The organism is Lentzea waywayandensis (assembly GCF_900115955.1).
GTDB classification, from domain to species: Bacteria; Actinomycetota; Actinomycetes; order Mycobacteriales; family Pseudonocardiaceae; genus Lentzea; species Lentzea waywayandensis.
Genome location: NZ_FOYL01000004.1, coordinates 615,336 through 640,821, shown reverse-complemented (window position 1 = coordinate 640,821; position 25,486 = coordinate 615,336). Strand labels below are relative to the sequence as shown.

Sequence of the window (25,486 nt, the reverse complement as noted above, 5' to 3'; positions counted from 1 at the left end):
ATCGCGATTCCAGCGATCCCCACGGCACACCTCCCTACCGTCCAGTGACGATCTTTGTGACCGCCATCACATACCTAGGACGTTCCCGGTAGGGGCCAGGTTCATTCCTGGAGCAAGACTTTTTCAGGCGCGCGGAGAAGTCCCCAGGCTTGCCCACAGCTATCCACAACATGTGCACAAGCCCGTCCACACCTGTGGACAACTTCGTCTCATGTGGACGATGAGCTGCGCTGACTCAGAGAAAATTGCTGCACAGGACCACACCGGCGACCACGCCGATGGCTAAACCGACGACGAACACGACTGTGTAGCGCCACCACGGCGTGCGGGCCGGCGGGGCGGGCGGCACCGGGTAGTAGCGCACGATGCCCGTCGTCGGACCGACCTCCACATCGCGCTGGGAGCCGTCGAAGTTCAGGCCGCCGAGGAAGTCGTCTTGCGTCACACGATCAGTAGTACCTCAAAAAGATGACCCAGCGGTCGCCGTTGACCGCTGGGTCATCAAAACACCTCGGGCTTACTAGCCCAGGCGCTGCTTCAGGGCCGCCAGCTCGTCGCGGAGCGTGGTCGGGACCTTCTCGCCGATCTTCGCGAACCACTCCTCGACCAGCGGGATCTCGGCACGCCACTCGTCGGCGTCGAACGCGAGCGAGGCCTCGATGTCCTCACGCGACGCGTCCAGGCCCTCGAGGTCGAGGTCCTCCGCGGTCGGCACGTAGCCGATGGGGGTCTCCTGCGCGGCGGCCTTGCCTTCGAGGCGCTCGATGGCCCACTTCAGCACGCGCGAGTTCTCGCCGAATCCGGGCCACAGGAAGCGCTTGTCCTCGCCCCGGCGGAACCAGTTGACGTAGAAGATCTTCGGGAGCTTGTCGGCGTCGGCGCGCTTGCCGAGGTCGACCCAGTGCTGGAAGTAGTCGCCGGCGTTGTAGCCGATGAACGGCAGCATCGCCATCGGGTCACGACGGACGACGCCGGTCTTGCCGACCGCGGCGGCCGTGGTCTCCGACGACAGCGTGGCGCCCATGTAGGTGCCGTGCTGCCAGTCGCGGGACTCGGTGACCAGCGGGATCGTCGTGGCGCGGCGGCCACCGAAGAAGATCGCCGAGATCGGGACGCCGTTCGGGTCCTGCCACTCCGGCGCCTTGATGTCGCACTGCTCGATCGGCGTGCAGTAGCGCGAGTTCGGGTGCGCGGCCAGCTCGTCGCCGTCCGGCGTCCAGTCCTGGTGCTTCCACGAGGTCAGGTGGGCCGGCGCCTCGCCGATGCCCTCCCACCAGATGTCGCCGTCGTCGGTCAGCGCGACGTTCGTGAACAGCGAGTTGCCCTTGGCGATGGTGCGCATCGCGTTCGGGTTGGTGTGGTAGTCCGTGCCGGGCGCGACGCCGAAGAAGCCGTTCTCCGGGTTCACCGCGTACAGGCGGCCATCCTCACCGAAACGCATCCAGGCGATGTCGTCGCCCAGCGTCTCGACCTTCCAGCCGGGGATGGTCGGCTGGAGCATCGCGAGGTTCGTCTTGCCGCAGGCCGACGGGAACGCGGCGGCGATGTAGTACGCCTTGTTCTCCGGCGAGGTGAGCTTGAGGATCAGCATGTGCTCGGCGAGCCAGCCCTCGTCGCGCGCCATGGCCGAGGCGATGCGCAGCGAGTAGCACTTCTTGCCGAGCAGGGCGTTGCCGCCGTAGCCCGAGCCGAAGCTCCAGATCTCGCGGGTCTCCGGGAAGTGCGAGATGTACTTGGTCGTGTTGCACGGCCACTGCACGTCTTCCTGGCCGGGCTCCAGGGGAGCGCCGAGCGAGTGCAGCGCGGGGACGAACGGAGCGTCCTCACCGAACAGCGCGAGGGCCTTGGTGCCCATGCGGGTCATGATGTGCATGGAGACGACGACGTACTCCGAGTCGGTGATCTCGACACCGAGCATCGGCTTCTCCGCGTCCAGCGGGCCCATGCAGAACGGGATGACGTACATCGTGCGGCCACGCATGCAGCCACGGTAGAGCTCGGTCATGATGGCCTTCATCTCTGAAGGGTCCATCCAGTTGTTCGTCGGGCCCGAGTCCTCCTCGCGCACGGAGCAGATGTAGGTCCGCTCCTCCACGCGCGCGACGTCCGTCGGGTCCGAGGCCGCCCAGAACGAGTTGGTCTTCTTCTTGAGCGGCACGAACGTGCCGGCGTCGACGAGCTTCGTCGTGAGACGGTCCCATTCGCCCTGAGACCCGTCAGCCCAAACAACCTCGTCAGGGCAGGTCAGCTCAGCGACTTCCTGAACCCATGCGAGCAGACGCGCGTGGTTGGTAGGTGCGTGTTCGAGACCGGGAATGGTCACTGCCGTCATCTCGTCTCGTCTCCTGACTGAACGCCTCGGCAACCCGAGCACGTGGTGGTCCGGTGCAGGACTTCGTCGTCCTCGGGAATAGCTCACGACGCCCGGTGGGGCCGGGCGTACGTGGAAGGGGATGGACCGAGGTTAGCCCGGTGAATGGCAGGTAAAGCACCCCCAGCCTGTCGCTTCCCTCACAAAACCGATTCTGTAATCGATTCAGCACTCGGACGGCGTTAAGGCCGGCTTGAGGTGGGAAAAACACAAGAGGCCCCGGTGCGGTTCTCACCACACCGGGGCCTGTGACCTGCGCTTCAGTTCTGGGTCAGTTCGGGCTGATCCACTGCCCCGTTGTGGAATCGATTCGGACGACGCCGTCGAACCGTTCTTCCTCGAGCCAGTCGTCCGAGTCGTCCAAAATGCCGCTCTTCGAGTCGGTCACGTACCGGCCGTCGGCCTCGATGTGCCCGTGCTCGACCTCGACCCAGTCGTCACCGCGCTGCTCGGACATCGTGACCTCGCCGGATCGTGTGATCTCGGTCGCCACGTCGGCCTTGCCGTCGCCGTTCGCGTCGGTGAACAGCCACGTGTCACCGTCGTCGTCCCGCACGATCGCGGTGTCGGCCTTGCCGTCTCCGTCGGTGTCCTCGGTGGCCTGCCCGACGTTTCGTTCGCCGTCGTCCGTCTCCACGACAATCGCCTGTTTGGGCGATGAATTCGTCTTTTCCTGAGGAGAGTCGTTCGGGCCTACCGCAACCCACTCGCCGGAATTCTCCTCGAACCGGGCCTGGCTCAGGAGATTGCCGTCCTTGTCGAACGTGCTCATCAGATCGGCGTCGCCGTCGCCGTTCGTGTCGGTGAACGCGAGATGACCACCGTCATCCGTCTCGACGACGGCGGAGTCGTTCACGCCGTCCTGGTCGAGGTCGAAGGTGACGTCGGCGGTGTACTCCTCATCCTCGACGGTGACCTTCAGCTCGGCGTCGGCCGCACCGTTCTCGTCGATGTACACCGGGACACACCTCCTACTTGCTCATGTACCGGTATGACCCACGTTATGCCGGTTCGGTTCCCTCGCCAAGCTCAACACTGGCAGCGTGGCGTGCGTCTGGGGGATGAGCGATCGGGGGAACGGTCATGGGGAGAGCGCGGGTGGCGACGGCGTTCGTGCTGGTGGCGAGCGCGGGGGCGGCGGTGTACGGGGGCCTGTCGGTGGACGGGGGTGGCGTGGGGATCGTCTTCGTCGGCTTCGCCGCGATGCTCCTCCACCTGCTGGTGTTCCTGCCCAAGGGAACGGGCCTCGAACTCGACGACGACGAGCGGTACCTGACCGGCCGGACCATCAGCGGGCGGCGGACGGTCGACCTGGACCGACTGGTGCGGGTCAGGCGCATCCGCGTGCCGGCGCGCAGCGTCGACCTCCACTGGGTCGAGCTGGTCGACGCCGACGGGGTTCGGCTCTTCGTCAACGACGAGTCTGCGCCGCGGGAGGTCAAACGGGTGCTGGCGGACCACACGGCGGGGCTGCCGTACATGTCGCGCGGCAAGGCGTTCCTGTTCTCGCTGGGGAGCCTCGCGGCGCCGGTCGTGGTCGCGGTGCTCGTGCACCTGGTGGTCTAGGCGCGGTCGCGGACCGAGCGGATCCGGCCCAGTAGCTCCTCGGCCTTGGACCGGCCCTGCTCCACCTCGGCCAGCTGCCGGGTCACGGACTGCAGTTCGCGGCCGCGTTCGCCGGCCTCCATCCGCAACGCCCGGTCGACCTCGCGCAGTTCCGTCTCGATGGCCTCGATGCGCTTGGCGAGTGCCTCGTCCAGGGCCAGCGACAGAGCCTGCTCGGCCTCGATCAGCTGTTCGGCGGCCAGTTGGTCCACTGTGGAGCGGGCGTCGGCGATGGCGTCGGAGAGCCACTGCTTGACGTGCTGCTTTTCCGCTGTGTGGGTGCGGGTTCTGGCCATCCACCAGCCCGCGCCCAGGCCCAGGGCGATGGTGACCGGCAGGACGATCGGGTTCAGGACGGCGATGCCTAGGCCCGCCAGTGGCATGACGGCCAGTTTGCCGGCGCCCAGGCCGCCGGAGACGCCCATGAAGACCAGCAGTTTGTCCTCGGCTGTCGGCGGGCGCTTCTCCTTGGGGCGCAACACGACCGGTGGCTGCTCGCCGCGAGCGAACTGGCCCCGGATCAGGGTCAGTTCCTCTGGCGAGAAGAGTGTGGCCAGGACTGCGTCGGTCACCTGGGCGAGGCGTACCGAGAGCGCTGTGGAGATGCGGCCGGACACGACCTGCAACGCCGTGTCGACCTGTTGCGGCAGGGACGCCAGGGCGGTGCGGTCGGCCGCGTCGATGGACTGGCGGTACCAGGTCTGGAGGTCGCGCATCTGGCGCGAGATCTCGTGGGAGTTCTCGATGCGGGCGCGCTGGACCTCGCCGCGCAGCCGGACCTGCCAGCCTCGGGTGGAGGAACGGCGTTCGGTCTGGAGTTCCTCGCGGCGGGCGCGCAGGACGACGGCCTCGTCCTCGCCCACGGACAGGGCGCGTTTCTCGTGTTCGAGGCGGATTTCCAGCTCGGCCAGCACGGTCGACAGCGCGCGCAGGGCGTTGGCCTCGGCCAGCATTCCGGCGCGGCCCGTGACCAGTTCCTGGAGGGCGGTTTGCAGGACGGAGATGCCGGAGCGTTCGCGGAGCATGGCCGCCGCGTCGGGGTTCGGGGCCTGGGCGGCCATGCCGAACATGCGCGACGACACCGGGTAGAAGGTGGCGTCGGCGAACCTGGGGGCGTGCTCGGCCAGCAGGGACTGATTGGCGTCGAGGACCTGGCGCCAGCCGCGGTACTGGTCGGTCTTGGTCAGGGCGAAGACGACGGTTTCGACTCGGTCGCCTACGCGCTTCAGGAAGTCGAGCTCGCCGCGGGTGAACGGCGACGAGGCGTCCACGACGAAGACCAGGGCGGTGGCCGAGGTGACGGCCTCCAGGGCCAGTTCGCCGTGCACCGACTCCAGGCCGCCGACGCCGGGAGTGTCCACAACGGACATCCGCTCGAGCAGCGGGATCGGGGCGTCGACCTCGACGTAGCGCGGGGGCAGCTCGCCCTCGGGCAGGTCGTGGGCGGCGGAGACCCAGTTGATCAGCGCGGGCAGCGGGAAGCTGACCGGCGCGAGCAGGCCGGGGTAGCAGGCGCGGGCCGCCCAGGTCGGGCCGTGCTGGAAGACGAGGTAGGTCGAGGTGGCCACGTCGGCGTCGACCGGCGAGAGGCCAGGGGCCGACAGCAGGGCGTTGACCAGCGACGACTTGCCGCGGTTCGTCTCGCCGACGATCACGACCGACGACACCTCGGGTACCGCGCGACGAGCCACCCAGTCGGCCATGGACGGGTCGAGCTCGCGCACGACGGAGACGAGACGTTCGCGGGTCTGCCGGACGGTCTGCGAGAGGTTGCTCATCGGGCCGTGTAGACCGTCACGACGGGTGCCCGCAGGACACGGCCGCGGTCGCAGAAGCCGGGCACCTCGGTCTCGGCGACCAGGCCCTGCAACGACAGGTCGTCCGTCGGCATGGTGCCGCCGGCCTCGTGCTGCGACGGGTCGAAACGCTCACCGTCCGCCCGCACCGCCACGACCCCTATGGACGAGAGGCCTTCCTCGATGCGTTGGACCACGCCAGCACTGGCGCGGTCCAGCGCGTACATGCACAGCTGGACCAGCGCGCGGCGCTCGGCCAGCGCCTGGTCGAGCAGCTCGTCGGCAATGGTCTCCACACCGTGATCCGACGCCAGATCGGCGGGTTCGGTTCCGTTCACGCTCATCGGTGCCCCCCAGCACGTAGTTGCTGCCAGATGAGGAAATACGCCCTGTGGACGACGTGCGCCACTCGAGCCTGCGCCGGAGTCGCGCCGAACGACGCGAACGAACGCCACCACCCGGCCCTTTCCAGCGCGAACGCGACCAGCTCCGAGCCGGGTCGACCGGCCAGGCCCAGCTGGGCCGCGATGTCCGGGGTGCTGCCGACGCGCAGCACCTCCTCCGTCAGGTCCGGGGCCAGCGTGACCGCGCCGGACGAGACCAGCGTCAACGCCTCCAGCAGCCGCAGCTGATGCGCCTCGGGGCGGGCCAGCAGGACCTCGATGGCGTCGTGCACGCGCTGCCGTTCGCCGGCATCGCCCGCGGCCAGCGACGTGACCGAGGCCAGTGCGGCGGCGGCCTTGATGCCGTCGGCCCGTGCCCGGAAGACCGCGTCCAACCGGCCTCGGACGGCGGCGAACCCGGACGCGTCGAACAGCACGCGCCTGAGTGCTCCGGCAGGCAGCGCGGGTTCAGCGTCAAGAGCCTCCAGCGCACGGCCGATGCCGTAGAGGTCGAGCTTCTCCAGCAACCGGGACCGCACACCGGCCGCGACGTCGCACTCCCACGACGTGAAGAGGTCGCCGGACATCAGCATCATCGTGCGGGTGTCCGCGTCCAGGGCCGCCAGCGCCCGCAACGCCTCCGCGTCCGCCGACGTGAACTCCCCGGTCTCCGCGGACTCGGCGAGCAGGCTGATCACCGGCAGCACGTCCGCGACCCGCGGCTTGAGCAGGTCGGCCTGCTTGGACGCGAGGATCTGCGCGGCCCGCCAGACGTCACCCTCCGCGCCCTCGACGGTTTCCGGTGCCACGGCGTCGACCTTGTTCAACGCGGCAATGGCGTTGACCGGCCCGGCTTCGCGGGACGCGGTCGCGGCGGTGAAGGCGGCCAACGTCGAATGGTCATCCGCGCGCACGCCCTGGGTCACGACGTAGAGAACGGCCTCGGCGCCTGCGACCGCGTTGCGCGACACGGAATCCAGCAGTTCCTCGGTGCGCGCGACCGAGGCCGCGTCCAGCGAACCGAGCCCTGGCGTGTCGATGACGGTGAAGTCGCGCAGCACGGCGTTCGTCAGGTACGCCTCGATGTGCGAGATGCCTTCCACACCAAGAGAAGCGGGGATCATGCCGTTCGCGTCGAACGGCAGCACCTGCCGTCTGCCGTCTCTCAGCACAACTTCGATGCGGTCGACCGTGCCGTACTGATAGCGCGTGACGAGCCTGGTGCACTCGCCGATGTCAGTAGGTGCGACCCGGCGCCCGATCAGAGCGTTCACCAGAGTCGACTTGCCCGACTTGATCCGGCCGGCGACCGCGACCTGCAACGGCGCGTGCAGACGGCGCAGCACTTCCTGGAATCCGGCGGCGGTCTGCGGGGAGACCTGCGGTTGCAGGGCAACGCACAAATTGGCCACCGCCGCACACAGCGGTCCGGCCAGTTGTTGTCCCTGCAACGCCGTCACAGGCACTGATCGTGCCACGGTTTGTGCGCGTGCGTGCGCGGGTAGCCACAGCGCATGGGTGACAGCTACGTGACGTTCCTAGTGCTGGGGATCGTCCTGGTCGTGGTCGACGGCCAGCTGATCTACCACAGCGGCAAGGGATATCTGAAGCGCGCTGAGTACGACGAAGAACGTGTCGGCGGCATGATGAAGCTGACGGCCGTCCTGTTCCACCTCGTCGTGCTCGGGCTACTGGCGCTGGTGTCGATCATCGAGGTCAACACGGGCGATCCGGTGAAGGACGTGGTCGTGAAGCTGGGCGTGGTGCTGTTGCTGCTGGCACTGGCTCACGGCGCGACGATGGCGATCCTGTCCAGGATTCGGGATCGCCAGATGCAGCAGCAACTCGCGGACCAGATGGCCGAGGAACACCGCATCTACGAAGAGCGGCATGAGGAACGTCAGGCACACGTAGGCGAACCGCGACCCGCACCCAAGATCGAGTCGCCTTACTCACCCACGTAGTGGGCTCGCACGGCGTTCAGTGCCTCCCCCTCACTGGCGCCGAGTGACCGAGCGATGGCGACGAACTCCGCCGCGGCGGCGGAGAGCGGGTCCGGTCCATGCGAAGGCAGGGCAGCCACCACGGTGCCCTGCCTTCGTCCTGTCGTGAGCACGCCTTCGGTCTCCAGCTCCCGGTACGCCCGCGCGACGGTGCCGGCGGCGAGCCCGAGGTCGGCGGCGAGCTGGCGGATCGTCGGCAACCGCGACCCGACCGGCAGCACCCCGCCGCTGATCAACCTCACCAACTGGTCGCGCACCTGACGCCAGGGCGAGACACCGTTCTCGACGTCGACGACGATTCTGGGACCTGTCACCAGAAGATTTTCTTCGACACGTAGTTCGTGTTGGCCATCGCTATCCACGCGAGCAGGCCGATGAAGGCGAGCGCATGGCCGACCAGTGCACCGGCCAGTGCCGCGCCGAGCCCCGCCGACACGTGCACGCTGCGGGTGCGCAGTGCCCGGTCGACCACCTCGTCACCGTCCGCCGGCCGGACGACCGCCGCCCAGATGACCGCCGTCACCGCGGCGACGGACACCACGAGCGGAGGCAGTTGGGGAATCCGGAGGTCGGCGAGGAGCAGGACGACCGCGATCAGCACGATGAGCGCGTAAGCGATCAACACGTACTGCGAGGCGATGTCGAACAGGCCACGCGGCGCGAGCGAGGCCACCCGTTGCGACCCTTGGCGATGCAGTTGCGTCGCGATCAACTCGGCGAGCAGGGTGCCACCCAGCACGATCGCCGCGAGCGAGCCGACACCGCGGCCGGTGTCGATCGGCAGGAGCGTCAGCCCGACGATGAGCCACGGGTAGAGCAACCGCCGCCGCTTCAGGTACCGGATCGCGTCGTCGATCTGCGTCGGCGTCGGGTCCTGCACCTTCCAGCTCTTCAGCAGCCGCCTGCCGGTCGACTTCGTCGGCCACAGCGCGACGAGCAGAGCCAAACCCACTCCGGCGGACCACAAAGCGTCGTACAACATGGCAGACCCCCGAACTTTGTACCAACTCCTTGACACAATAACTCACACTGAAGTCGTACGCAGCGTCAACCCGTGGCGCGACGCGCGGAAGTTCGGCCCGCACCTAACCTTGTCCAGTGCGGCGGTTCAGTCTGTGGATGAAGGCTCATCCGGCGTTCGGGGACTCCCTGATCGCCGGAATTCTGCTGCTCTTCGACATGGGCTTCGCGGTCACAGCGGTCGACAACGGGGTGTCGTTCTCGGCCTACCTCGCGGTGACGTTGCTGATGCTCGGGCCGCTTCCGTTCCGGCGCTACCACCCACTGGGCACGAGCTACCTGATCCTCGCGGGCGCGTTCCTGCAGCTCTTCTCGCACGGCGGCATCAACGGCCTGCCGGTCCGCATGTCCGACTTCGCGCTCGCCATCGCGCTGTACACGCTCGTCGCGAACACGAACCGCAAGACGGCGTTGATCTACCTGGGCTGGCTGCTCGCGGGCACGCTGCTCTGGGGCATCTTCCAGGTCGGCGAGATCCAGGCCGTGTTCCTCGTGTTCCTGGTCTTCGTGATCTTCGGCTTCAGCTGGGCGATGGGCGAGTTCATCGGCGCCCGCCGCGCCTACCAGCGTGAGATGGAGCAACGATTGGCACTTCTCGAGACCGAACGCGACCAGCAGGCCAAGATCGCGGTGGGCGAGGAACGTTCCCGGATCGCCCGCGAACTGCACGACGTCGTCGCCCACTCGGTGAGCGTGATGATCGTCCACGCCGACGGCGCCGCCTACACGATCAGGTCCCAGCCGGAGGTGGCCGAGAACGCGGTCCGCACGATCGCCGACACCGGCCGCCAGGCGTTGACCGAGATGCGCCGCCTGCTGGGCGTTCTCCGCAGCGACGACGCCGAGACGCAGTGGGCTCCCCAGCCGGACGCGCGCGGCGTGGTCGAACTGGCCGAGAACACCCGCGCCGCCGGGGTGCCGGTGCGCCTGGAGATCACCGGTGACGTGGACGACCTGCCCGTGGGCGTGGGTCTGAGCGTCTACCGGATCGTGCAGGAGGCTCTGACGAACACCATCAAGCACGCCGGCGCCGGGACCACCGCTTTGGTGCGACTGGCCCGGATGCCGGAGGAACTGCGGCTGGAAGTGACCGACAACGGCTTCGGCACCCCCCACGACGTGGTCAAGGTCTCCGGCGGCAACGGCCTGATCGGCATGAGGGAAAGGGCCGCGGTGCTCGGTGGCGAGTTCGAGGCGGGCCCCAACCCCGGCGGAGGCTGGCGCATCCGCGCAACATTCCCGCTAGCCGCATAGGGTGATCGAGTGATTCGGGTACTGCTCGTAGACGACCAGGAACTCATGCGGATGGGCTTTCGCATGGTGCTGGGCGCGCAGGAGGACATCGACGTGATCGGCGAGGCGGCCGACGGCCTCGACGCCGTGCAGATGGCCGACAAGCTCCGGCCCGACGTCGTCCTGATGGACGTCCGCATGCCCGTGATGGACGGTGTGGAGGCGACCAAGCGCATCACCGAGGCCGACTCCGCGAAGGTGCTGGTCATGACCACCTTCGACATGGACGAGTACGCCCTGTCGGCGTTGCGCAACGGCGCCAGCGGGTTCCTGCTGAAGGACACCCCGCCGTCCGACCTGGTGTCGGCCCTGCGCGCGGTGGCCTCCGGCGACGCGGTGGTCTCGCCTTCGGTGACCAAGCGGCTGCTGGGCCGGTTCCTCGGCGACGGCGGCGGTGAGCTCCGGGACGCCTCGGTGCTCGACGTGCTGACCGAACGCGAGCGCGAGGTGCTCGTGCTGATCGCGAAGGGGCTGTCGAACACCGAGCTCGCCCGCAAGCTGTTCCTGTCCGAGGCGACGGTGAAGACGCACGTCGGCCGGATCCTCGCGAAGCTGGAGCTGCGAGACCGGGTGCAGGCCGTGGTGCTGGCCTACGAGACCGGTCTCGTCCGCCCCGGCGATGCCTAGCGGTAGTTCTCGGGGTCGGCGTCCACCGTCTGACCCGCCATCCGCGGCTTCACGACGTCGTCCCACCAGCGGCCCCAGTCGGGCTGCGAGCCGTCGAGGTCGGTGAACCCGTACTCGCGCTTGAGCCTCCACGACGAGAGGCACTGCCCGGCGAACCTCTTGCGGTCCTGGTCCGCCGCGAGGTGGGCGATGCCGCGGCCGAGGTAGTGCGGCGTCTCGGACAACGCGTAGTCCGGCACCTTCTCGATCGCGTCGCGCCAGTTCGCCTCGGTGACGCCGAACGTCTCCAGCATCTGCTCGGAACGCAGGAACCCCGGCGTGGCCGCCACCGCGGTCACGTTCGGGAAGTCCTTGAGGTCCTTGGCCAGCACCTCGCCGAACCGGCGCACCGAGTTCTTCACCGCGTCGTAGGTGAGGTTCACGAAGTACGGCTCGCCGTCCTCGCCGTCGGTCACCTCGACCACCAGGCCGGCGTCGGACCTGATCACGAGCGGCATCAGCCGGTGCAGCGCCACGAGGTGCGTCTCGATGCCGTTGCGCCACATGTGCAGCTGCTTGCCGAGGTCGTGCTCCCAGAACTTGCCCCACTCGACGAGGTTCTCGCCGCCCCAGGCGTTGTTCACGAAGATGTCGAGCTTGTCGATGCGCACCGCGAAAGCGTCCACATCGGACGGATCGGTGAAGTCGCACCGGACGGCGATTCCCTTGCCACCCGCCTTGGTGACGAGGTCGGCGGTGTCCTCGATCGTCTCCGATCGCCCGACCTCCGACTGCCGCGTCCGCGTGGTCCGGCCGCCGACGAACACCGTCGCCCCTGCCGCCCCGAGCTCCACGGCGATCGCCCGTCCCGCACCGCGCGTGGCGCCGGTGACGGCCGCGACCTTCCCGCTCAGATCGGGATCACTTCTTGACGACACGGCGAGTTCCCCTTCCCTCGTGCCAGGAGAGGACGACCATCCCGTCGCCCTCGACGGTGAGCTGCACGACCTCGGTGACGTCGAACCGGAACAGGTCCAGCTCGCCGCCGTCCGGCATCCACCCGGTGCGGTCGTACAAGTCCTTCAGGTAGTCCGTCTTGTCGGCCCAGAACTCGGCGGTGCCGCTGATCTTCGCGTCGCCCGCCTCCGTCATCGACGCCGTCGTGCTCATGCAGTGCAGTGCGAACCTCGGATCGCGGCGGAGGTCCTTCGACTTCAACGAGTCGAGCATCATGCCCGCCCACAGCTCGCCGCGGCTGAAGTCCGGTTCCACACCGCTGATGCGCGGTGAGCCGTCCTTGCGCAGCGTCGCGATCAACGCGTGCCGGTCCGCGGCGAACCTGCTCTGCACGAACGCGGCCATGTCGGGCTGTTCGGCCGCGAACTCCGCCCAGGTAGCCATCAGCGCATCCCTTTCAGCACCAGATCGATGTCCTCTGTCATGCGTGCCAGCAGGTCGCCGCGCGGGCGCACCGACCAGTCCATCGAGATCCCGTACACGAGCGCGGCGAGGACACGGGCCGCGTTCGGCGGCAGCTCCTCGGCCGCGCACATGATCTCCAGTTCTTCCTCCATCACCGCGTAGTGCTGCGCCAGCAGCGCGCGCAGTTCCGGGTCGATCAGGTCGACCCCGAGCTGCGCCAGGTTGTTCGTCGCGACAACCGGATCGTTGAGCCGGTCGAACCAGGTCAGCAGCGCGTCGCGGACCGTGCCGGCCTCGCGCATCCTGCGCACGACCTCCTCGGTGCCCGCCCTGGTCAGTGCCTGCAGCAGCCCGCTCTTCGAACCGAACCGCTTCGCCACCGCCCCGACCGACACCCCGGCCTCCGCCGCCACGTCCGCGACGGTGAACTCCGGTCCGCGCCGGTCGATGACGGCCGCGACGGCGTTCAGGATCCGTTCGTCGGTGATCGTGCGAGGTCGTGCCACACGGTTAGTGAACCACAGTTCACTAACCTTCGCATTAGGATGGTGTCACGTGACATGGAGACCGCGTCTGATCGCGCTGGACATCGACGGAACCCTGACCTCTGTCGGCTCGAACGACATCTCGCCCGCCGTGAAGGCAGCCATCACACGCGCTACCGATCACGGCGCGTTGGTCGTGCTGTGCACTGGTCGCAGCCTGATCGGCATCTCCGCGGTCGCCGCACAGCTGCCCGTGACGTTCTGCGTGTGCTCCAACGGCGCTGTGTGGTGGGACCCGTCTCTCGGCGAGGTCACCAAGCGCGTGACGTTCGACCCCGGCCCCACCATCAAGACGCTCCAGGTGCTGCTGCCGGGGTCGGTGTTCGCGGTGGAGCAGACCGGCGTCGGCAACCTGTCGCTGGGCGAGTTCCTGCCGGGTGACCTGTGGGGCGTGACGACGCAGGCGACGTTCGAGGAGATGTCCGTGCCGACCTCACGGCTGGGCATGCGCTGGCTCGACCACACGCCGGCCGAGCTGTCGTTCGCCGTCCGGGAGCTGGAACTGCCGGGCATCGAGTGGTCCGTCGACCACACCGAGGCGTGGCTGACCGCCGTACCGCTCGACGTGACCAAGGGTTCGGCGCTGGCGGAGATCAGTGCTTCGCACGGCATTCGCGCGGAGGACGCGCTCGCGATCGGCGACGGGACCAACGACGTCGAGATGCTGCGGTGGGCCGGTCGCGGAGTGGCGATGGGGCAGGCGCCGGCGAACGTGCGCGCGGCGGCGGACGAGGTGGGGCCGACCGTGCTGGAGGACGGCGCGGCCTGGGTGCTGAACCGCTACTTCTCCTAGACGCAGGCCTGGATCGTCTCGCGCAGCCACCGCTGGGCCGGCCCGACGTGGTCGCTCGACGCCACGAGCCGGCGGCCGCGGCGAAGAACGGGACGACGGCGCCGAGGTGTCGTTGCAGGCCGGCGGCTTCCAACGTCGTGTCGAGCGGGCCACGGGCCCGCGCACCTGCCGGCCGGGGTGGAGAACGGGTACGCGCGCAACTACGGCGCCGACCCGCTCGCCACCATCGAGGTCCAGGAACCGCTAGTCGGAGACGTTCTGCACGGCGACGACCTTGTCGACCTTCACCCGCACGACCATCTCGCCGGGCACGCCGTTGCGCTCGGCGTACTCGTCGGCGCGGTCGTCGCCCATGTAGCGCGCGGCGGTGCGGCCCGCCCAGTACCTGAGCTGCTCGGGGTCCTCGTCGATCACGGCCTGGCCGGTGATCGTCACGAAGTTGAACGGCGGTGTCTCGTCGTCGAAGCACAGGGCGACGCGGCCGTCGCGCAGGATCGACTTGCCCTTGACCGTGTCGCGTGCGGTGAGGAAGACGACGTCGGGGCCGTCGAGGTCCACCCAGACCGGGGCGATGTGCGGTGAGCCGTCCTTGCGGGTGACCGCGAGCTTGCCGGTGCGGGCGGGTTTGGCCAGGACGAACTCGCGCCACCAGCCGTCCGGGGCTTCCGTGTATCCCATGTGGCTCATTCAACTACGACTGAGGTAGCGGCACCCGACGACGGAAGTTGACGCACGCGCAGACCGCAGGCCGATGTGGCAGACCCCCTCGAAGCCGCAGAGTAATCACATCACCGAGAGGGGAAAACCAATGATCGAGGCAGTCGGCCTCACCAAGAGATACGGCAGGACGGTCGCGGTCGACGACCTGTCGTTCACCGTCCAACCTGGACGCGTGACCGGGTTCCTCGGTCCCAACGGCGCGGGCAAGTCCACGACCATGCGCATGATCCTGGGGCTCGACCGTCCGACGGCAGGCCGCGTGCTGATCGACGGAAAGCCCTACGCGGAGCTCGACCGTCCACTGCAGACGGTCGGTGCGCTGCTCGACGCCAAGTGGGTTCACCCCAACCGGTCCGCTCGTGCCCACCTGCGCTGGCTCGCGAAGTCCAACGGGCTGCCGAACAAGCGGGTGGACGCGGTCCTGGAGGCCGTCGGTCTCACGCAGGTCGCGGGCAAGAACGCCGGCGGGTTCTCGCTCGGCATGTCGCAGCGGCTGGGGATCGCAGCGGCACTGCTCGGCGACCCGAAGGTGCTGCTGTTCGACGAGCCGGTCAACGGCCTCGACCCGGAGGGCATCCTCTGGATCCGCACGTTCATGCAGAACCTCGCCGCCGAGGGCCGCACGGTCCTGGTGTCGAGCCACCTGCTGTCGGAGATGGCGCTCACGGCCAGCGAGCTCATCGTGATCGGCCGGGGGAAGCTGATCACCCAGAGCAGCACGCAGGAGTTCATCGACGGCGCGACGGGTAACTCCGTCCTCGTGCGCAGTCCTCAGCTCTTCAAGCTCGGCCCGCTGCTCGTCGACAAGGGCTTCACCGTTCGTGACGGTGCGGACGGCGCGTTGTCCGTATCGGGTGCCACCAGTGACCAGATCGGGGACATCGCCGCTGCTAACGGTGTTGTTCTGCACGAGCTCAGTCCTCAGCGCGGTTCGCTCGAAGAGGCGTTCATGCAGCTGACCGGCGATGCTGTCGAGTACCACGCAGAGATCGGGAAGTGAGTCTGATGACCCTGTTGGCTGTTGAGAGAATCAAGCTCTTCTCGACCCGCTCGCCGTACTGGTGCAGCGCGCTCGCCCTGGTCCTCGGTGTCGGCCTCACCGCGATCATCGCGGCCTCGACCGACAACGGCCAGCTGTCCCTCGGCGTCACGCAGTTCGGCAGCAGCCAGCTCGCGTTGTCCGTCGTGCTGGTGATGGCGGCCCTCGCGGTCACCACCGAATACCGCTTCAGCACGATCCGCGCCACGTTCCTCGCGGTGCCGAACCGGACGTCCGCCCTGGTCGCCAAGACCGTCGTGGTCGCGTTCATCGCCGGTGTCCTCGGCGAGATCATCGCGTTCGGCTCCGTCGGCATGGCGAAGCTGCTGTCGCCCGCCTCGGACCTCGCGATCAACACGAGCGGCGAGTGGCGGCACGTGGCGGGCGTCGGCCTGCTCTACGGCATCGGCGCGATCATCGCGATCGCGGTCGGCATCCTGGTCCGGCAGACCGCCGGCGCCGTGGCGATCCTGCTGGTGTGGAACATGCTGCTCGAAGGCCTGATCGGGATCATCCCCAAGGCCGGCGTGAAGATCCAGGCGTGGCTGCCGTTCATGAACGCCAACCACTTCCTCCAGCTCGGCGGCGACAACGCGGCCGAACAGGCCGGCGCTGGTATCGACTTCAAGCTGAGCCAGTGGGGTTCGCTCGGCTACTTCGCCGGCATCGCGGTCGCGCTGCTGGTGGTCGCACTGATCGTCGCGAAGCGGCGGGACGCGTGACCTGTTCCAGATAAAGGGGGAGAGGGACCTGGGTCATCCGTCGGGGGGTGACCCAGGTCCCTGTCAGTTCTTTCGAGCGAACCGGGAGAGGTCATGATCGAAGCAGTCAGTCTTCGCAAGCACTACGGCAAGACCAAGGCGGTCGACGACCTGTCGTTCGTCGTCCGGCCGGGCCGCGTGACCGGGTTCCTCGGCCCGAACGGCGCCGGCAAGTCCACGACCATGCGGATGATCCTCGGCCTCGACACCCCCACCGGCGGAGATGTCAAGATCGACGGCAAGCACTACGTCGAGCTCAAGCAGCCGCTGCGCAAGGTCGGCGCGCTGCTCGACGCGAAGTGGGTGCACCCCAACCGTTCCGCGCGCTCGCACCTGAAGTGGCTCGCGGTCTCGAACAAGATCCCGGTCAGCCGGGTGAAGGACGTGCTGGAGATCGTCGGCCTCACCGAGGTCGCGCACAAGAAGGCCGGCGGGTTCTCGCTCGGCATGTCGCAGCGGCTCGGCATCGCGGGCGCGCTGCTCGGCGACCCCGAGGTGCTGCTGTTCGACGAGCCGGTCAACGGCCTCGACCCCGAGGGCATCCTGTGGATCCGGCAGTTCATGCACCGCCTCGCGGGCGAGGGCCGCACGGTGTTCGTGTCGAGCCACCTGCTCTCCGAGATGGCGCAGACCGCCCAGGACCTCATCGTGATCGGCAAGGGCCAGCTGATCTCGCAGACCACCACCGAGCAGTTCATCGCCGACGCCACCCAGGACACCGTCCGGGTGCGGTCGCCGCACGCCGCGAAACTGCGGGAGATCCTCGCGGCGCACGCGACGGTCACCGACGACTCGGTGAGCGGAAGCCTGGTGGTGCACGGGATTCCGGCGCAGCAGATCGGTGAGCTCGCGGCGGAGAACCAGATCGTGCTGCACGAGCTCAGCCCTCAGCGCGGTTCGCTGGAGGAGGCCTTCATGCAGCTCACCAAGGAGTCGGTGGAGTATCACGCTCACTGACGACGGGCTTGGGGCGCCGCGACCTGATGGCCGGTAGTGCGATCAGCAAGCCGGTCATCACCGCGGTGCCGCCCGCGACGGCGGCGACGAACGGCAGCCGGGCCGCCATGTCGACCGGCTGCACGGGTCGTTGCGCCGCGAGCGTCGGAGTCGGTTGCGCCGTCGAGGGTTTCGGCGCCGGCAGCAGCGGATTGCGTTCCACCGCCGGGAGTTGCGCGGTGAGCGCGCCCATCGGGTTGACCATGCCGAACCCCGTCGTCGCGTCCCGGCCGGGTTCCGCCAGATCGGTCGCGGTCTTGATCAACGCGTTGACGACGTCCTTCGCCGGCATCTCCGGATGCCTGGCCCGCACCAGCGCGGCGACCCCGGTCACGATCGCGGATGCCGCGCTCGTGCCGTCCATCTCGGCGTAACCGCTGGCGTAGACGTTTTCCGGCGCGATCGTCACGATGCCCTCCGCCGGAGCCGCGAGCACCGTGTCCGCGCCGACGTTGGACGACGCCCACGGCTTGCCCGCCTTGTTCGTGCCCGCGACCGCGATCACGCCGTTGATGTTGGCGGGCGCGGAGACCTCCTTGGCCTCGTTGCCGGTGGCGGCGACGAGAACGACGTCCTTCTCGATCGCGTAGTTCACGGCCTTGACCAGCGTCGGCGTCATCGAACTGGAGAAGCCCAGCGACATGTTGACGACCTTGGCGCCGTGGTCGGCGGCCCACCTGATGCTCTCGGCGACGGCGTCGAGCCCGAACTGCTCCTTCTCGTCGGCGCTGGCGATCGGCAGGATCTTGGCGCCGGGCGCGATGCCGAGCGCGCCGCCGCCCTTGCCGTTCGCGGCGATGATCCCGGCCATCCCGGTGCCGTGGCCGTCGCCGTCGGTCGTGCCGTCCGTGCCCTTGGAACGGCCGAAGCCCGCACCGGGTAAGACCTGCCCGGCGAGGTCGGGGTGCTTGGCGTCGACACCGGAGTCGATGACCGCGACGATCACGCCGTCGCCACGTGCCTGGGCCTGCGCCGTGTACACGTCGAGCGCGTCGAGGTGCCACTCCTGCTCCTCGATCGACTGCGCGGCGAGCAGCAACGGCAGCGCGACGGCGAGCGCGGGGAGCAGGTGCACGTCAGCTACATCGTGTTTCCAGCTCACGGCGCAACGTGCCTGGCGTCACACTGTGCGTAAGAGCGCTGTTAACAACCCGTGAAAAGCCGCAATTTGGACAACTTCGCTGTTTGACGTCGCGTTCAATGGGGTTATCCCCGTGCCGGAGGTGGCCTGTGGCGGTCCGTGTCGAAGCAATGCTCAGCCTCGAGTGGTCTGATGCGCTCGAAGTTCCGAACTCCTCTGATCTGGCCAACGCACCGGCAGAACTTCGCCGGTCGTGGGTGAACAAGGCGGACGAGAAGCAGGTCCTGGCGACCTATCGTGCCGTGAACGCCGTTGGTGACGCGCCCGCGCCGTGGTGGCTGCGCGCGCTGGACCGCGGCAAGATCTCTTCCCGTGCCGAGGGTCACGCCGTCGAGGACGCGGTGACCGAACTGCTGTCGGCTCGTCCCGGCTGGGTCTTCGTCCCGTGGGTCGACTACGGCGAGATCGGGTACTGGGAGTTCGTTCCTTCCGAAAGTGGTGTCTACGGTCCGGCCACTCCGACGACCGTGCAGTTCACCGCCGCTCACCGCGGCTGGATCCACCTCGTTCCCGCGCACCACGGACCCGGCCACGCCCAGCCGATCGACTTCACCATCGATGACCTGCGTGCTCAGATCGAGGACATCGAACTGATTGCTTAGACTCTCCGGTCGTGACCAGGCCTGAGTTCCCCCGTTCCATCGTCAGCTTCGTCCAGCGCGGCGAGCGCATGACCGTGGGACAGGAGCGCGCCTGGGAGACGTACTGGGAGAAGATGGGCAACGACGTGAAGTCGTTGCCCGAGGGGCCGCTGGACTTCGACTCCTGGTTCGGCCGCTCCGCGCCCGTGCTGCTGGAGATCGGGTCCGGGATGGGCGAGACCACCTCGCAGCTCGTGGCCGCCGCGCCCGAGCTCAACTACGTCGCCGTCGAGGTCTACAAGCCGGGCCTGGCCCAGTTGCTGCTGCGCGGCGAGCACCTCGGCGGGCTCGACAACCTGCGCGTGCTGCGCGGTGACGCCGTCGACCTGCTGACCGACCACATCGCGCCCGCGTCGTTGCACGGCGTGCGGATCTTCTTCCCGGACCCGTGGCCGAAGAAGAAGCACCACAAGCGCCGGCTCGTGCAGCCGGAGTTCGTGGCGCTGCTGGCGTCGCGGCTGGAGCCGGGTGGCGTGCTGCACCTCGCGACGGACTGGGAGCACTACGCGGACCAGATGCTGGAGGTCTGCTCCGGCGAGCGGCTGCTGACCAACGTCTACGACGGCTGGGCGCCTCGGCCGGACTGGCGGCCCGTCACCAAGTTCGAACAGCGGGCTGTGAACGAGGATCGGGTGTCGCACGACCTGATGTTCCGACGGAACGACCTCACCTGATCGAGGTCTCAAGCCGATCGAGTGAGCACCTTGGGTCTACCGTTCACTCGTTGGAGTGGCGGGTGTTGATCACCCGAAATGCCCCGAGTGGCAGTGACGCGTGAGGCTGTTCCGGCCTTAGCGTCTCGCTGCGTGACCCCCGACGTCCTCCCCGTCGCGGAGGAGTTCGTCCGCATGTTCCACGCGGCGCACTCCGACGCAGGCTCGCTGACCGCCCGCATCGCCCAGGTGCGCGCCGAGATCACCGAGACCGGAACCTACCGCCACACCACCAACGAGCTCGCGTACGGCGCGCGGATCGCGTTGCGAGATTCCGGCTGGTGCACCTCAGGTGTGCCGTGGCGCCGGCTGAAAGTCCGCGATCTGCGCGGCTATCGCAACGCCGCCGCCGTCGCCGGCGAATGCGTCGAACATCTTCGGCTGGCGACCAACGGCGGTGAGATTCGGCCGCTGGTAACGGTTTTCGCGCCGGACGCGCCCGGTTCGCCCGGCCCGGTGATCTGGAACGAGCAGCTGATCCGCTACGCCGGGTACGCCGACGGCATGGGGGACCGCAGGTATGCCGGGTTCACCGAGACCATGCAGGGCATGGGCTGGCGGCCGCCGGTGCGACGGTCGCGGTTCGATCTGCTGCCGTTGGTGGTGGAGACCCAGCACGAGGGACCGCGGTTGTTCACGCTGCCGTCCGAGATCGTGCACGAAGTTCCATTGGAGCACCCGACATTGCCGTGGTTCGGCGAGATGGGCCTGCGCTGGCACGCGGTTCCGGTCATCGCGAACATGCGGCTGTCGATCGGCGGCGTGCACTACCCCGCCGCGCCGTTCAACTCGTGGTTCGTCGGTGCCGAGATCGGCACGCGGTCACTGGCTGAGGAAGGTGCTTACGGTGTGGCGCGTGAGGTTGCCGACGCGTTGGGTTTGGACACTTCGTCCGAACGCACGCTGTGGCGGGACTTCGCGACCGTTCACCTGAACGCGGCAGTGCTGCACTCGTTCGACAAGGCGGCCGTCACCATCACGGACCACCACGCGGAAGCGTTGCACCGTCTCGCTTGGCTGCGCTCCCGCCAACGTCCGTCGCCCGCGCGTCCCGCGTTCCGGTTGGACACCGCAGCCGCGGCGCGCGCACGGAACGGTTCTCCGGCGCGCTTCACGGCCGCGTTGGACGAGACCCGTCCCCAACCGACCAGCAGGCTGGCGGAACTGCTCCGCCAGCAACACTCCCTGACCAGCGTCTGACTTCCCCATCACACGCTGGCTGCCGGGAAGACCTAGTGCTTCGAGTCGATCATCACGCCTGACAGAGCCATCAGCGCAAGGACCAACAGGCCGACCACAGCGGCGGCCCAAGTGAACACAACTGACAACATGGCGTCCTCCGTTTCCCCGACTTTCGCTCCTCCAGAGTCCGTGACCGCTGCGTAATCTGACATCCGCCGTGAGGGTATTTCCGCAGGTCGCCCAGTCAGCCTTATGGCTGATGCCGGGGTAGCCCCCGGTCGGACGCGGGGTCGGTCTTTCGGCCCTACTGTTGCTCGGGTGGAGAGCACGGACTTGAACTGGCGGCTGCTCGCCAAGCGTCAGTGGCCGCTGGCGCTCTCACTCGCGGGCATCGTCATCGCGGAGACAGGGTCGATCAGCACTGCGGCCGGCTGGTGGCAGATCCCCGGTGTGCTGGTCATCTGCGCCATCTCGGTGCTGGCACCGCGCCGGCCGTTCGACGCGGCGCTGGCACTGACGTTCGCGATCGTGTGCACGGCGCTCTACATGCGCTTTCTCGACGTCGCGTTCGAGCCGCACTTCTTCGTCAGCGGCGCCAACATCTCGATGACCGGCGCCGCGATGGCGACGATCGCGATCCTCGTGCGGGAGTCCTCGCACCTGCGCGCGATCGCCGGCACGGTGCTGGTGGTGGCGGCCGTGATCGCCGCCGAGGTCCTCGGGTGGCCGGTCGTGTCGGCTCGCGAGTACCGGAACTGGCAGCCGGACTACACGTCGTACCTGTTCGGCGCCTGCATCATGCTCGTGCTGGCGCTCGGCACCGGGCTGTACTTCCGGGCCAGGGACAACGAACGCGCGTCGCAGCTGGCAGCTTCCGTCGCGGCGGCCCAGAACTCCGAACGGATGGCGTTGGCGCGCGAGCTTCACGACGTCGTGGCGCACTACGTGACGGCGATCGTCGTGCACGCGCAGGCCGGTCAGCTCAACCGCGAGGTCGACGTGCTGCCGTCGATCGCCGCCTCCGGAACCGAGGCGCTGACCGCGATGCGACGACTCGTGGGCACGATGCGGGACGGCGAGTCTGCGGGCCCTGCCGCGTCCTCGTCGTTGATGGACGACGTGCGCGCGCTGGCCGCGGAATCCGGGCTGCCGGTGCGGCTCTCGTTCGACCTGCAGGACGCCGTGCCGCAGGAACTGGCCCGCTCGGTGCTGCGGCTGGTGCAGGAATCGCTGACGAACACCCAGAAACACGCGGCCGCAGTGTCCTCAGTGGACGTCTCACTGTCCTCGAGCGACGGTGTGCTGCACCTGGCCGTCCTCGACGACGGCGTTGCCTCCGGCGTGCCCGTCGGCGGATCGGGAGGCTACGGGCTCGTCGGCATGCGCGAGCGCGCGGAACTGCTGGGTGGCACGTTCTCCGCAGGCCGACGCGAACCAACCGGGTGGACGGTCCGCGCCGATCTGCCGATCTCCTAGCTCACATGTCGTCGCGGATGACTTCGAACTCCTGAGTCATCTCGACATCACTGAACTGGTCGTCGTTCTGAGGGTCGATGTCGGCCACTGATGCCTCCGCATGATCACGCCCGTACCGTGGAGTGTGATCATGCCAACTCAGCGCCGGGTCGGCGGCTTGGGGGTCGCAGGCTTCTGCGCGCGGCGGAAGGATCCACTGGACGTGCACGGCTTCTTCGACATGATCTTGAGACGCCCCTGTCCTACCGGTGGTTGCTCTTGGATGCACAAAGGGCCCGTCGCATCACGCGCAACGGGCCCCTTGGTTGGGGAGAAGTTTTAGGCCGGGGCGGACCCTGGGGGTCGGCCCGCGCCCGACAGAACGTGGATTCCCATCCCGTCCGGATGTATGCATGCTTGTGACCGGCATCACAATGGCAGGATTCTCCGCATGTCACTGCGTCTGCACGCCCCGGTGGTCCTGCCCTGCGACCCGTCCTGCGCCGTGTTGCGCGACGCCGTCGTGGACGTCGTCGACGGCCGGATCACCTACGTGGGTGCCATCGCCGATGCCCCCGCCTTCGACGGCGAGGTCCGCTCGCTCTCCGGAATCCTGATGCCCGGCCTGGTCAACACCCACGCGCACAGCCCGATGACGGTGCTCCGCGGCCTGGGTTCGGACCTGCCGCTGCTGCGGTGGCTGCAGGAGCAGATGTGGCCGAACGAGGCGCAGATGACCGCGGCCGACGTCGGCACGGGCATGCTGCTCGGCGCCGTCGAGATGCTCCGGCACGGTGTCACCACCTCCACCGAGATGTACTTCCACGGGCCCGAACTGACTTCTTCGGTGCTGGCCGCCGGGTCACGGGTGGTGTTCGGCGGCGCGATCCTCGACGTGCCGGGGATGGACTGGAAGTCGCAGACCGACGAGATTTCGTCGTGGATCGACGCGGACGGACTTCGCTTCGGGCCTGGCGAGCGGGTCGAGCTGGCCTACGGGCCGCACTCCGCCTACACGCTGTCGGCTCCTCAGCTGACGTCGATCGCCCTCGAGGCGCGAGCCCGTGGCGCGCTGTTCATGGTGCACGTGGCCGAGTCGCCGTTCGAGGACGAGGCCGCTCGCGCCGAGTTCGGATCCGTTCCGGCCCTGATGAAGGCTTCGGACGTGCTCGGCGGGCGCGTGCTGTCCGCGCACTCCGTGCACCTGTCCGACGACGACATCGCGCTGTACGCGGCGTACGGCGTCGGCGTCGCGCACTGCCCCGGCTCCAACACGAAGCTCGCTTCGGGGATCGCGCGGGTGCCGGAGATGCTGGCCGCGGGCGTGGCAGTCGGGCTGGGCACCGACGGGCCCGCGTCCAACGACGACCTGGACCTGCTGGAGGAGGCGCGGCTGGCCGGGCTTCTGGCGCGCGTCTCGAAGATGGACGCGACCGTGCTTGGGGCGGCGCAGGCGTTGCTGATGGCCACTCGGGGCGGGGCTTCCGCGTTGGGGCGCGACGACATCGGCGCGCTGGAGGCCGGTCGTTGGGGCGATGTCGTGCACGTCGCCGCTGATGACCCGGCCTTTGCGACCGGGCTGGACGCGCCGGACGCGCAGGTGCTGGCGAACCTCGTGTGGGGGTCCGGGTCGCGCCGGGTCACCGACGTGTGGGTCGCCGGTGACCACGTCGTCGCAGGCGGGGAGTCGACTCGGGTGGATCGGCACGAGGCTCAGGCCGCAGTCGCCGCGGTGGCGCGGCGACTGCGGAACGCCTGACACACTCACCATTTCCGCTACTCACCTGGTATGCGCGGAAGAATGACGCAGGACAACCCAAAGCGTTGCCACCGACGCCATTTTGTGATAAACTGAGCACATACCGCAGAGAGCGTGGACACAATCTCGTGTCCACGCTCTCTGCGCATTAATAAACTAGGAGATTTAATGCTAAAAATTATCAAGAACAACAAGAAACTAAGATTAAACCCACCAAGTCAGCAGCCCAGAGCAGGATCTTGGGCGCTCGCAGGACTGCTCAGCGGCCTGAGTCACGGAGCGGGCCGCTGGATCTTCGACAAATCAATGAGATTGGTGGAGTTCATCTTCAATGGATGATCCAACTGCTGGCACAGTTGAATCATCCCTACACAACAGCTGACATCAGTATAGCTCAAAGATAGACACTAATAAAGTTGGAAGATGCCGCGAAGAGAGTCTCTTCGCGGCGTTTCCCATGTCCTCGATCACGTGATGAAAGAGCTAACACACATGACTGATCACTGAGTGTCAACCTCTAGCCACAGGCTGTTGACAGCCTGTGGACAACTTCTAGTGCGGGCGCGACCGCACGTTGATCTCGGTGATGTGGGCGTCGGGCGTCGCCAGCACGGCTGACGCCACCGCCCGCCCCACCGAGGCCGGGTCGATGTACTTCGAGGGGTCGTAATCGCCGCCCTCCTGGCGGCGCACGTCCTCCTGCATCGGCGTGGCGGTCCGGCCGGGATAGACCGAGGTCACGCGCAACGCCGGCTCGTCGCCGCGCAGGGCGTCGGCGTAGGCGCGGAGGGCGAACTTCGAGGCCGCGTAGACGCCCCAGCCCGGGTTCGCGTTCAGGCCCGCGCCCGAGTTGATCAGGACGACGTGGCCGCCGGCGGTGCGCAACTGAGGCAGGAGCAGGTTGGTCAGTTCGGCCACCGCGAAGACGTTCAGCTCGAAGGTCTTTCGCCAGTCGTCCTGGGTCGCCTCGGCCAACGGGCCCAGCAGGGCGATGCCGGCGCTGTGGACCAGCACGTCCAGGCGCGAGACGCTGCCCAGGTCGGACGAGGCCACGTTCGTGAGGTCGAACGGCCAGGCCTGGGATCCGGGGAGTTCCGCGGCGAGCACCGAGAGCGATGTTTCGTCTCGTCCGCCTAGCAGAAGATCGTGAGTGGGGGCCAGACTTCTGGCGATGGCCGAGCCGATTCCGCTGGATGCCCCGGTGACGAGGGCGACCGGACGATCAGTCATGGGGGGACCATA

Annotated in this window: 28 protein-coding genes; 13 read left to right on the top strand and 15 right to left on the bottom strand. The window is 67.9% G+C overall.

The features are described from left to right. Positions 1–235 precede the first annotated feature (235 nt). From BM417_RS18775 to BM417_RS18765, 3 genes are all read right to left on the bottom strand, one after another. Complete coding sequence (locus BM417_RS18775) at positions 236–445, bottom strand: hypothetical protein (RefSeq protein ID WP_093595336.1); 210 nt, start codon at positions 443–445, stop codon at positions 236–238. A gap of 75 nt (positions 446–520) precedes the next feature. After that, a complete protein-coding gene (locus tag BM417_RS18770) occupies positions 521–2,332 on the bottom strand; it encodes a phosphoenolpyruvate carboxykinase (GTP) (protein WP_093595333.1) in 1,812 nt (603 codons plus the stop codon). Positions 2,333–2,642: 310 nt separating this feature from the next. Further along, positions 2,643–3,329, bottom strand: coding sequence for a DUF6802 family protein (locus BM417_RS18765; RefSeq protein WP_093595330.1), 687 nt, complete (start codon positions 3,327–3,329; stop codon positions 2,643–2,645). A gap of 125 nt (positions 3,330–3,454) precedes the next feature. Between BM417_RS18765 and BM417_RS18760 the strand changes: the two genes are divergently transcribed. After that, a complete protein-coding gene (locus tag BM417_RS18760) occupies positions 3,455–3,937 on the top strand; it encodes a hypothetical protein (RefSeq protein ID WP_143138701.1) in 483 nt (160 codons plus the stop codon). Here the strand turns inward: BM417_RS18760 and BM417_RS18755 are convergent. The 3 genes from BM417_RS18755 to BM417_RS18745 are packed head-to-tail and all read right to left on the bottom strand — an operon-like array spanning position 3,934 to position 7,615. Next, the gene (locus BM417_RS18755) at positions 3,934–5,754 is read right to left on the bottom strand and encodes a dynamin family protein (RefSeq protein WP_093595324.1); all 1,821 of its coding nucleotides are present in this window, start codon (positions 5,752–5,754) and stop codon (positions 3,934–3,936) included. The two genes, BM417_RS18760 and BM417_RS18755, sit on opposite strands and share 4 nt — an antisense overlap. Further along, the gene (gene grpE / locus BM417_RS18750) at positions 5,751–6,116 is read right to left on the bottom strand and encodes a nucleotide exchange factor GrpE (RefSeq protein ID WP_093595321.1); all 366 of its coding nucleotides are present in this window, start codon (positions 6,114–6,116) and stop codon (positions 5,751–5,753) included. Before grpE ends, BM417_RS18755 begins: the two co-directional genes overlap by 4 nt. Beyond that, complete coding sequence (locus BM417_RS18745; protein WP_093595318.1) at positions 6,113–7,615, bottom strand: dynamin family protein; 1,503 nt, start codon at positions 7,613–7,615, stop codon at positions 6,113–6,115. Before BM417_RS18745 ends, grpE begins: the two co-directional genes overlap by 4 nt. 54 nt (positions 7,616–7,669) lie before the next feature. Here BM417_RS18745 and BM417_RS18740 point away from each other — a divergent pair, with 54 nt between their 5' ends. Beyond that, positions 7,670–8,119, top strand: a complete 450-nt coding sequence (locus BM417_RS18740; RefSeq protein ID WP_093595315.1) for a hypothetical protein — start codon at positions 7,670–7,672, stop codon at positions 8,117–8,119. Here the strand turns inward: BM417_RS18740 and BM417_RS18735 are convergent. Continuing rightward, entirely contained in the window at positions 8,104–8,472 is a 369-nt protein-coding gene (locus tag BM417_RS18735) for a GntR family transcriptional regulator (RefSeq protein WP_093595312.1), read from the bottom strand. The genes BM417_RS18740 and BM417_RS18735 overlap by 16 nt on opposite strands. Continuing rightward, positions 8,469–9,140: a hypothetical protein gene (locus BM417_RS18730; RefSeq protein ID WP_093595309.1), complete on the bottom strand. Its 672-nt coding sequence runs from the start codon at positions 9,138–9,140 to the stop codon at positions 8,469–8,471. Before BM417_RS18730 ends, BM417_RS18735 begins: the two co-directional genes overlap by 4 nt. A gap of 116 nt (positions 9,141–9,256) precedes the next feature. On the opposite strand from BM417_RS18730, the gene BM417_RS18725 reads away from it, so the two are divergent. Beyond that, on the top strand, positions 9,257–10,432 hold the full coding sequence (locus BM417_RS18725) for a sensor histidine kinase (protein WP_322788971.1): 1,176 nt from the start codon (positions 9,257–9,259) through the stop codon (positions 10,430–10,432). 9 nt (positions 10,433–10,441) lie between these two features. Beyond that, the gene (locus BM417_RS18720) at positions 10,442–11,098 is read left to right on the top strand and encodes a response regulator (protein ID WP_093595306.1); all 657 of its coding nucleotides are present in this window, start codon (positions 10,442–10,444) and stop codon (positions 11,096–11,098) included. Here BM417_RS18720 and BM417_RS18715 read toward each other — a convergent pair. Genes BM417_RS18715 through BM417_RS18705 form a run of 3 tightly spaced genes read right to left on the bottom strand, consistent with a single transcriptional unit; the run spans position 11,095 to position 13,005 of the window. Continuing rightward, positions 11,095–12,015: an SDR family oxidoreductase gene (locus BM417_RS18715; RefSeq protein ID WP_093595303.1), complete on the bottom strand. Its 921-nt coding sequence runs from the start codon at positions 12,013–12,015 to the stop codon at positions 11,095–11,097. The genes BM417_RS18720 and BM417_RS18715 overlap by 4 nt on opposite strands. Then, positions 11,999–12,478 (bottom strand): pyridoxamine 5'-phosphate oxidase family protein, encoded by a 480-nt coding sequence (locus BM417_RS18710; RefSeq protein WP_093595300.1) that lies wholly within the window; start codon positions 12,476–12,478, stop codon positions 11,999–12,001. Before BM417_RS18710 ends, BM417_RS18715 begins: the two co-directional genes overlap by 17 nt. Beyond that, on the bottom strand, positions 12,478–13,005 hold the full coding sequence (locus BM417_RS18705) for a TetR/AcrR family transcriptional regulator (protein ID WP_093596228.1): 528 nt from the start codon (positions 13,003–13,005) through the stop codon (positions 12,478–12,480). The genes BM417_RS18710 and BM417_RS18705 overlap by 1 nt, the downstream gene beginning before the upstream one ends. Positions 13,006–13,054: 49 nt before the next feature. Here BM417_RS18705 and BM417_RS18700 point away from each other — a divergent pair, with 49 nt between their 5' ends. Then, entirely contained in the window at positions 13,055–13,837 is a 783-nt protein-coding gene (locus tag BM417_RS18700) for an HAD family hydrolase (protein WP_245821994.1), read from the top strand. 243 nt (positions 13,838–14,080) lie between these two features. On the opposite strand, the gene BM417_RS18695 is transcribed toward BM417_RS18700, so the two are convergent. Further along, complete coding sequence (locus BM417_RS18695) at positions 14,081–14,515, bottom strand: PPOX class F420-dependent oxidoreductase (RefSeq protein ID WP_093595297.1); 435 nt, start codon at positions 14,513–14,515, stop codon at positions 14,081–14,083. 130 nt (positions 14,516–14,645) lie between these two features. On the opposite strand from BM417_RS18695, the gene BM417_RS18690 reads away from it, so the two are divergent. The 3 genes from BM417_RS18690 to BM417_RS18680 all read left to right on the top strand — a co-directional run bounded on the left by BM417_RS18690 (position 14,646) and on the right by BM417_RS18680 (position 17,314). Continuing rightward, positions 14,646–15,557, top strand: a complete 912-nt coding sequence (locus BM417_RS18690; RefSeq protein ID WP_093595294.1) for an ABC transporter ATP-binding protein — start codon at positions 14,646–14,648, stop codon at positions 15,555–15,557. Between the two features lie 5 nt (positions 15,558–15,562). Beyond that, positions 15,563–16,318 (top strand): hypothetical protein, encoded by a 756-nt coding sequence (locus BM417_RS18685; RefSeq protein WP_093595291.1) that lies wholly within the window; start codon positions 15,563–15,565, stop codon positions 16,316–16,318. A gap of 93 nt (positions 16,319–16,411) precedes the next feature. After that, on the top strand, positions 16,412–17,314 hold the full coding sequence (locus BM417_RS18680; protein WP_093595288.1) for an ABC transporter ATP-binding protein: 903 nt from the start codon (positions 16,412–16,414) through the stop codon (positions 17,312–17,314). On the opposite strand, the gene BM417_RS18675 is transcribed toward BM417_RS18680, so the two are convergent. Next, positions 17,280–18,455 (bottom strand): S8 family serine peptidase, encoded by a 1,176-nt coding sequence (locus tag BM417_RS18675; protein WP_093595285.1) that lies wholly within the window; start codon positions 18,453–18,455, stop codon positions 17,280–17,282. The two genes, BM417_RS18680 and BM417_RS18675, sit on opposite strands and share 35 nt — an antisense overlap. Positions 18,456–18,583: 128 nt before the next feature. Here BM417_RS18675 and BM417_RS18670 point away from each other — a divergent pair, with 128 nt between their 5' ends. From BM417_RS18670 to BM417_RS18655, 4 genes are all read left to right on the top strand, one after another. Then, positions 18,584–19,096 carry a hypothetical protein gene (locus tag BM417_RS18670; RefSeq protein ID WP_143138700.1) on the top strand — a complete coding sequence of 171 codons (513 nt, stop codon included), beginning with the start codon at positions 18,584–18,586 and terminating at the stop codon, positions 19,094–19,096. Between the two features lie 68 nt (positions 19,097–19,164). Next, a complete protein-coding gene (gene trmB, locus BM417_RS18665) occupies positions 19,165–19,809 on the top strand; it encodes a tRNA (guanosine(46)-N7)-methyltransferase TrmB (protein WP_218164512.1) in 645 nt (214 codons plus the stop codon). Between the two features lie 132 nt (positions 19,810–19,941). Continuing rightward, on the top strand, positions 19,942–21,048 hold the full coding sequence (locus tag BM417_RS18660; protein ID WP_245821993.1) for a nitric oxide synthase oxygenase: 1,107 nt from the start codon (positions 19,942–19,944) through the stop codon (positions 21,046–21,048). 300 nt (positions 21,049–21,348) lie between these two features. Then, on the top strand, positions 21,349–22,506 hold the full coding sequence (locus tag BM417_RS18655; protein ID WP_093595274.1) for a sensor histidine kinase: 1,158 nt from the start codon (positions 21,349–21,351) through the stop codon (positions 22,504–22,506). 1 nt (position 22,507) lies between these two features. On the opposite strand, the gene BM417_RS46840 is transcribed toward BM417_RS18655, so the two are convergent. Then, positions 22,508–22,714 (bottom strand): hypothetical protein, encoded by a 207-nt coding sequence (locus BM417_RS46840; RefSeq protein WP_143138699.1) that lies wholly within the window; start codon positions 22,712–22,714, stop codon positions 22,508–22,510. Positions 22,715–22,936: 222 nt separating this feature from the next. Here BM417_RS46840 and BM417_RS18650 point away from each other — a divergent pair, with 222 nt between their 5' ends. Further along, positions 22,937–24,244 carry an amidohydrolase family protein gene (locus tag BM417_RS18650; RefSeq protein ID WP_093595271.1) on the top strand — a complete coding sequence of 436 codons (1,308 nt, stop codon included), beginning with the start codon at positions 22,937–22,939 and terminating at the stop codon, positions 24,242–24,244. A gap of 552 nt (positions 24,245–24,796) precedes the next feature. Here the strand turns inward: BM417_RS18650 and BM417_RS18645 are convergent. Further along, the gene (locus BM417_RS18645; protein WP_093596219.1) at positions 24,797–25,474 is read right to left on the bottom strand and encodes an SDR family oxidoreductase; all 678 of its coding nucleotides are present in this window, start codon (positions 25,472–25,474) and stop codon (positions 24,797–24,799) included. Positions 25,475–25,486 lie beyond the last annotated feature (12 nt).

Coding starts and splice junctions, on each gene's coding strand:
- grpE (WP_093595321.1), bottom strand. CDS start 6,116: ATGAGCGTGAACGGAACCGAACCCGCCGATCTGGCGTCGGATCACGGT.
- BM417_RS18695 (WP_093595297.1), bottom strand. CDS start 14,515: ATGGGATACACGGAAGCCCCGGACGGCTGGTGGCGCGAGTTCGTCCTG.
- BM417_RS18680 (WP_093595288.1), top strand. CDS start 16,412: ATGATCGAAGCAGTCAGTCTTCGCAAGCACTACGGCAAGACCAAGGCG.
- BM417_RS18645 (WP_093596219.1), bottom strand. CDS start 25,474: ATGACTGATCGTCCGGTCGCCCTCGTCACCGGGGCATCCAGCGGAATC.
- BM417_RS18710 (WP_093595300.1), bottom strand. CDS start 12,478: ATGGCTACCTGGGCGGAGTTCGCGGCCGAACAGCCCGACATGGCCGCG.
- trmB (WP_218164512.1), top strand. CDS start 19,165: ATGACCGTGGGACAGGAGCGCGCCTGGGAGACGTACTGGGAGAAGATG.
- BM417_RS18730 (WP_093595309.1), bottom strand. CDS start 9,140: ATGTTGTACGACGCTTTGTGGTCCGCCGGAGTGGGTTTGGCTCTGCTC.
- BM417_RS18690 (WP_093595294.1), top strand. CDS start 14,646: ATGATCGAGGCAGTCGGCCTCACCAAGAGATACGGCAGGACGGTCGCG.
- BM417_RS18760 (WP_143138701.1), top strand. CDS start 3,455: ATGGGGAGAGCGCGGGTGGCGACGGCGTTCGTGCTGGTGGCGAGCGCG.
- BM417_RS18755 (WP_093595324.1), bottom strand. CDS start 5,754: ATGAGCAACCTCTCGCAGACCGTCCGGCAGACCCGCGAACGTCTCGTC.
- BM417_RS18650 (WP_093595271.1), top strand. CDS start 22,937: ATGTCACTGCGTCTGCACGCCCCGGTGGTCCTGCCCTGCGACCCGTCC.
- BM417_RS18685 (WP_093595291.1), top strand. CDS start 15,563: ATGACCCTGTTGGCTGTTGAGAGAATCAAGCTCTTCTCGACCCGCTCG.
- BM417_RS18740 (WP_093595315.1), top strand. CDS start 7,670: ATGGGTGACAGCTACGTGACGTTCCTAGTGCTGGGGATCGTCCTGGTC.
- BM417_RS18770 (WP_093595333.1), bottom strand. CDS start 2,332: ATGACGGCAGTGACCATTCCCGGTCTCGAACACGCACCTACCAACCAC.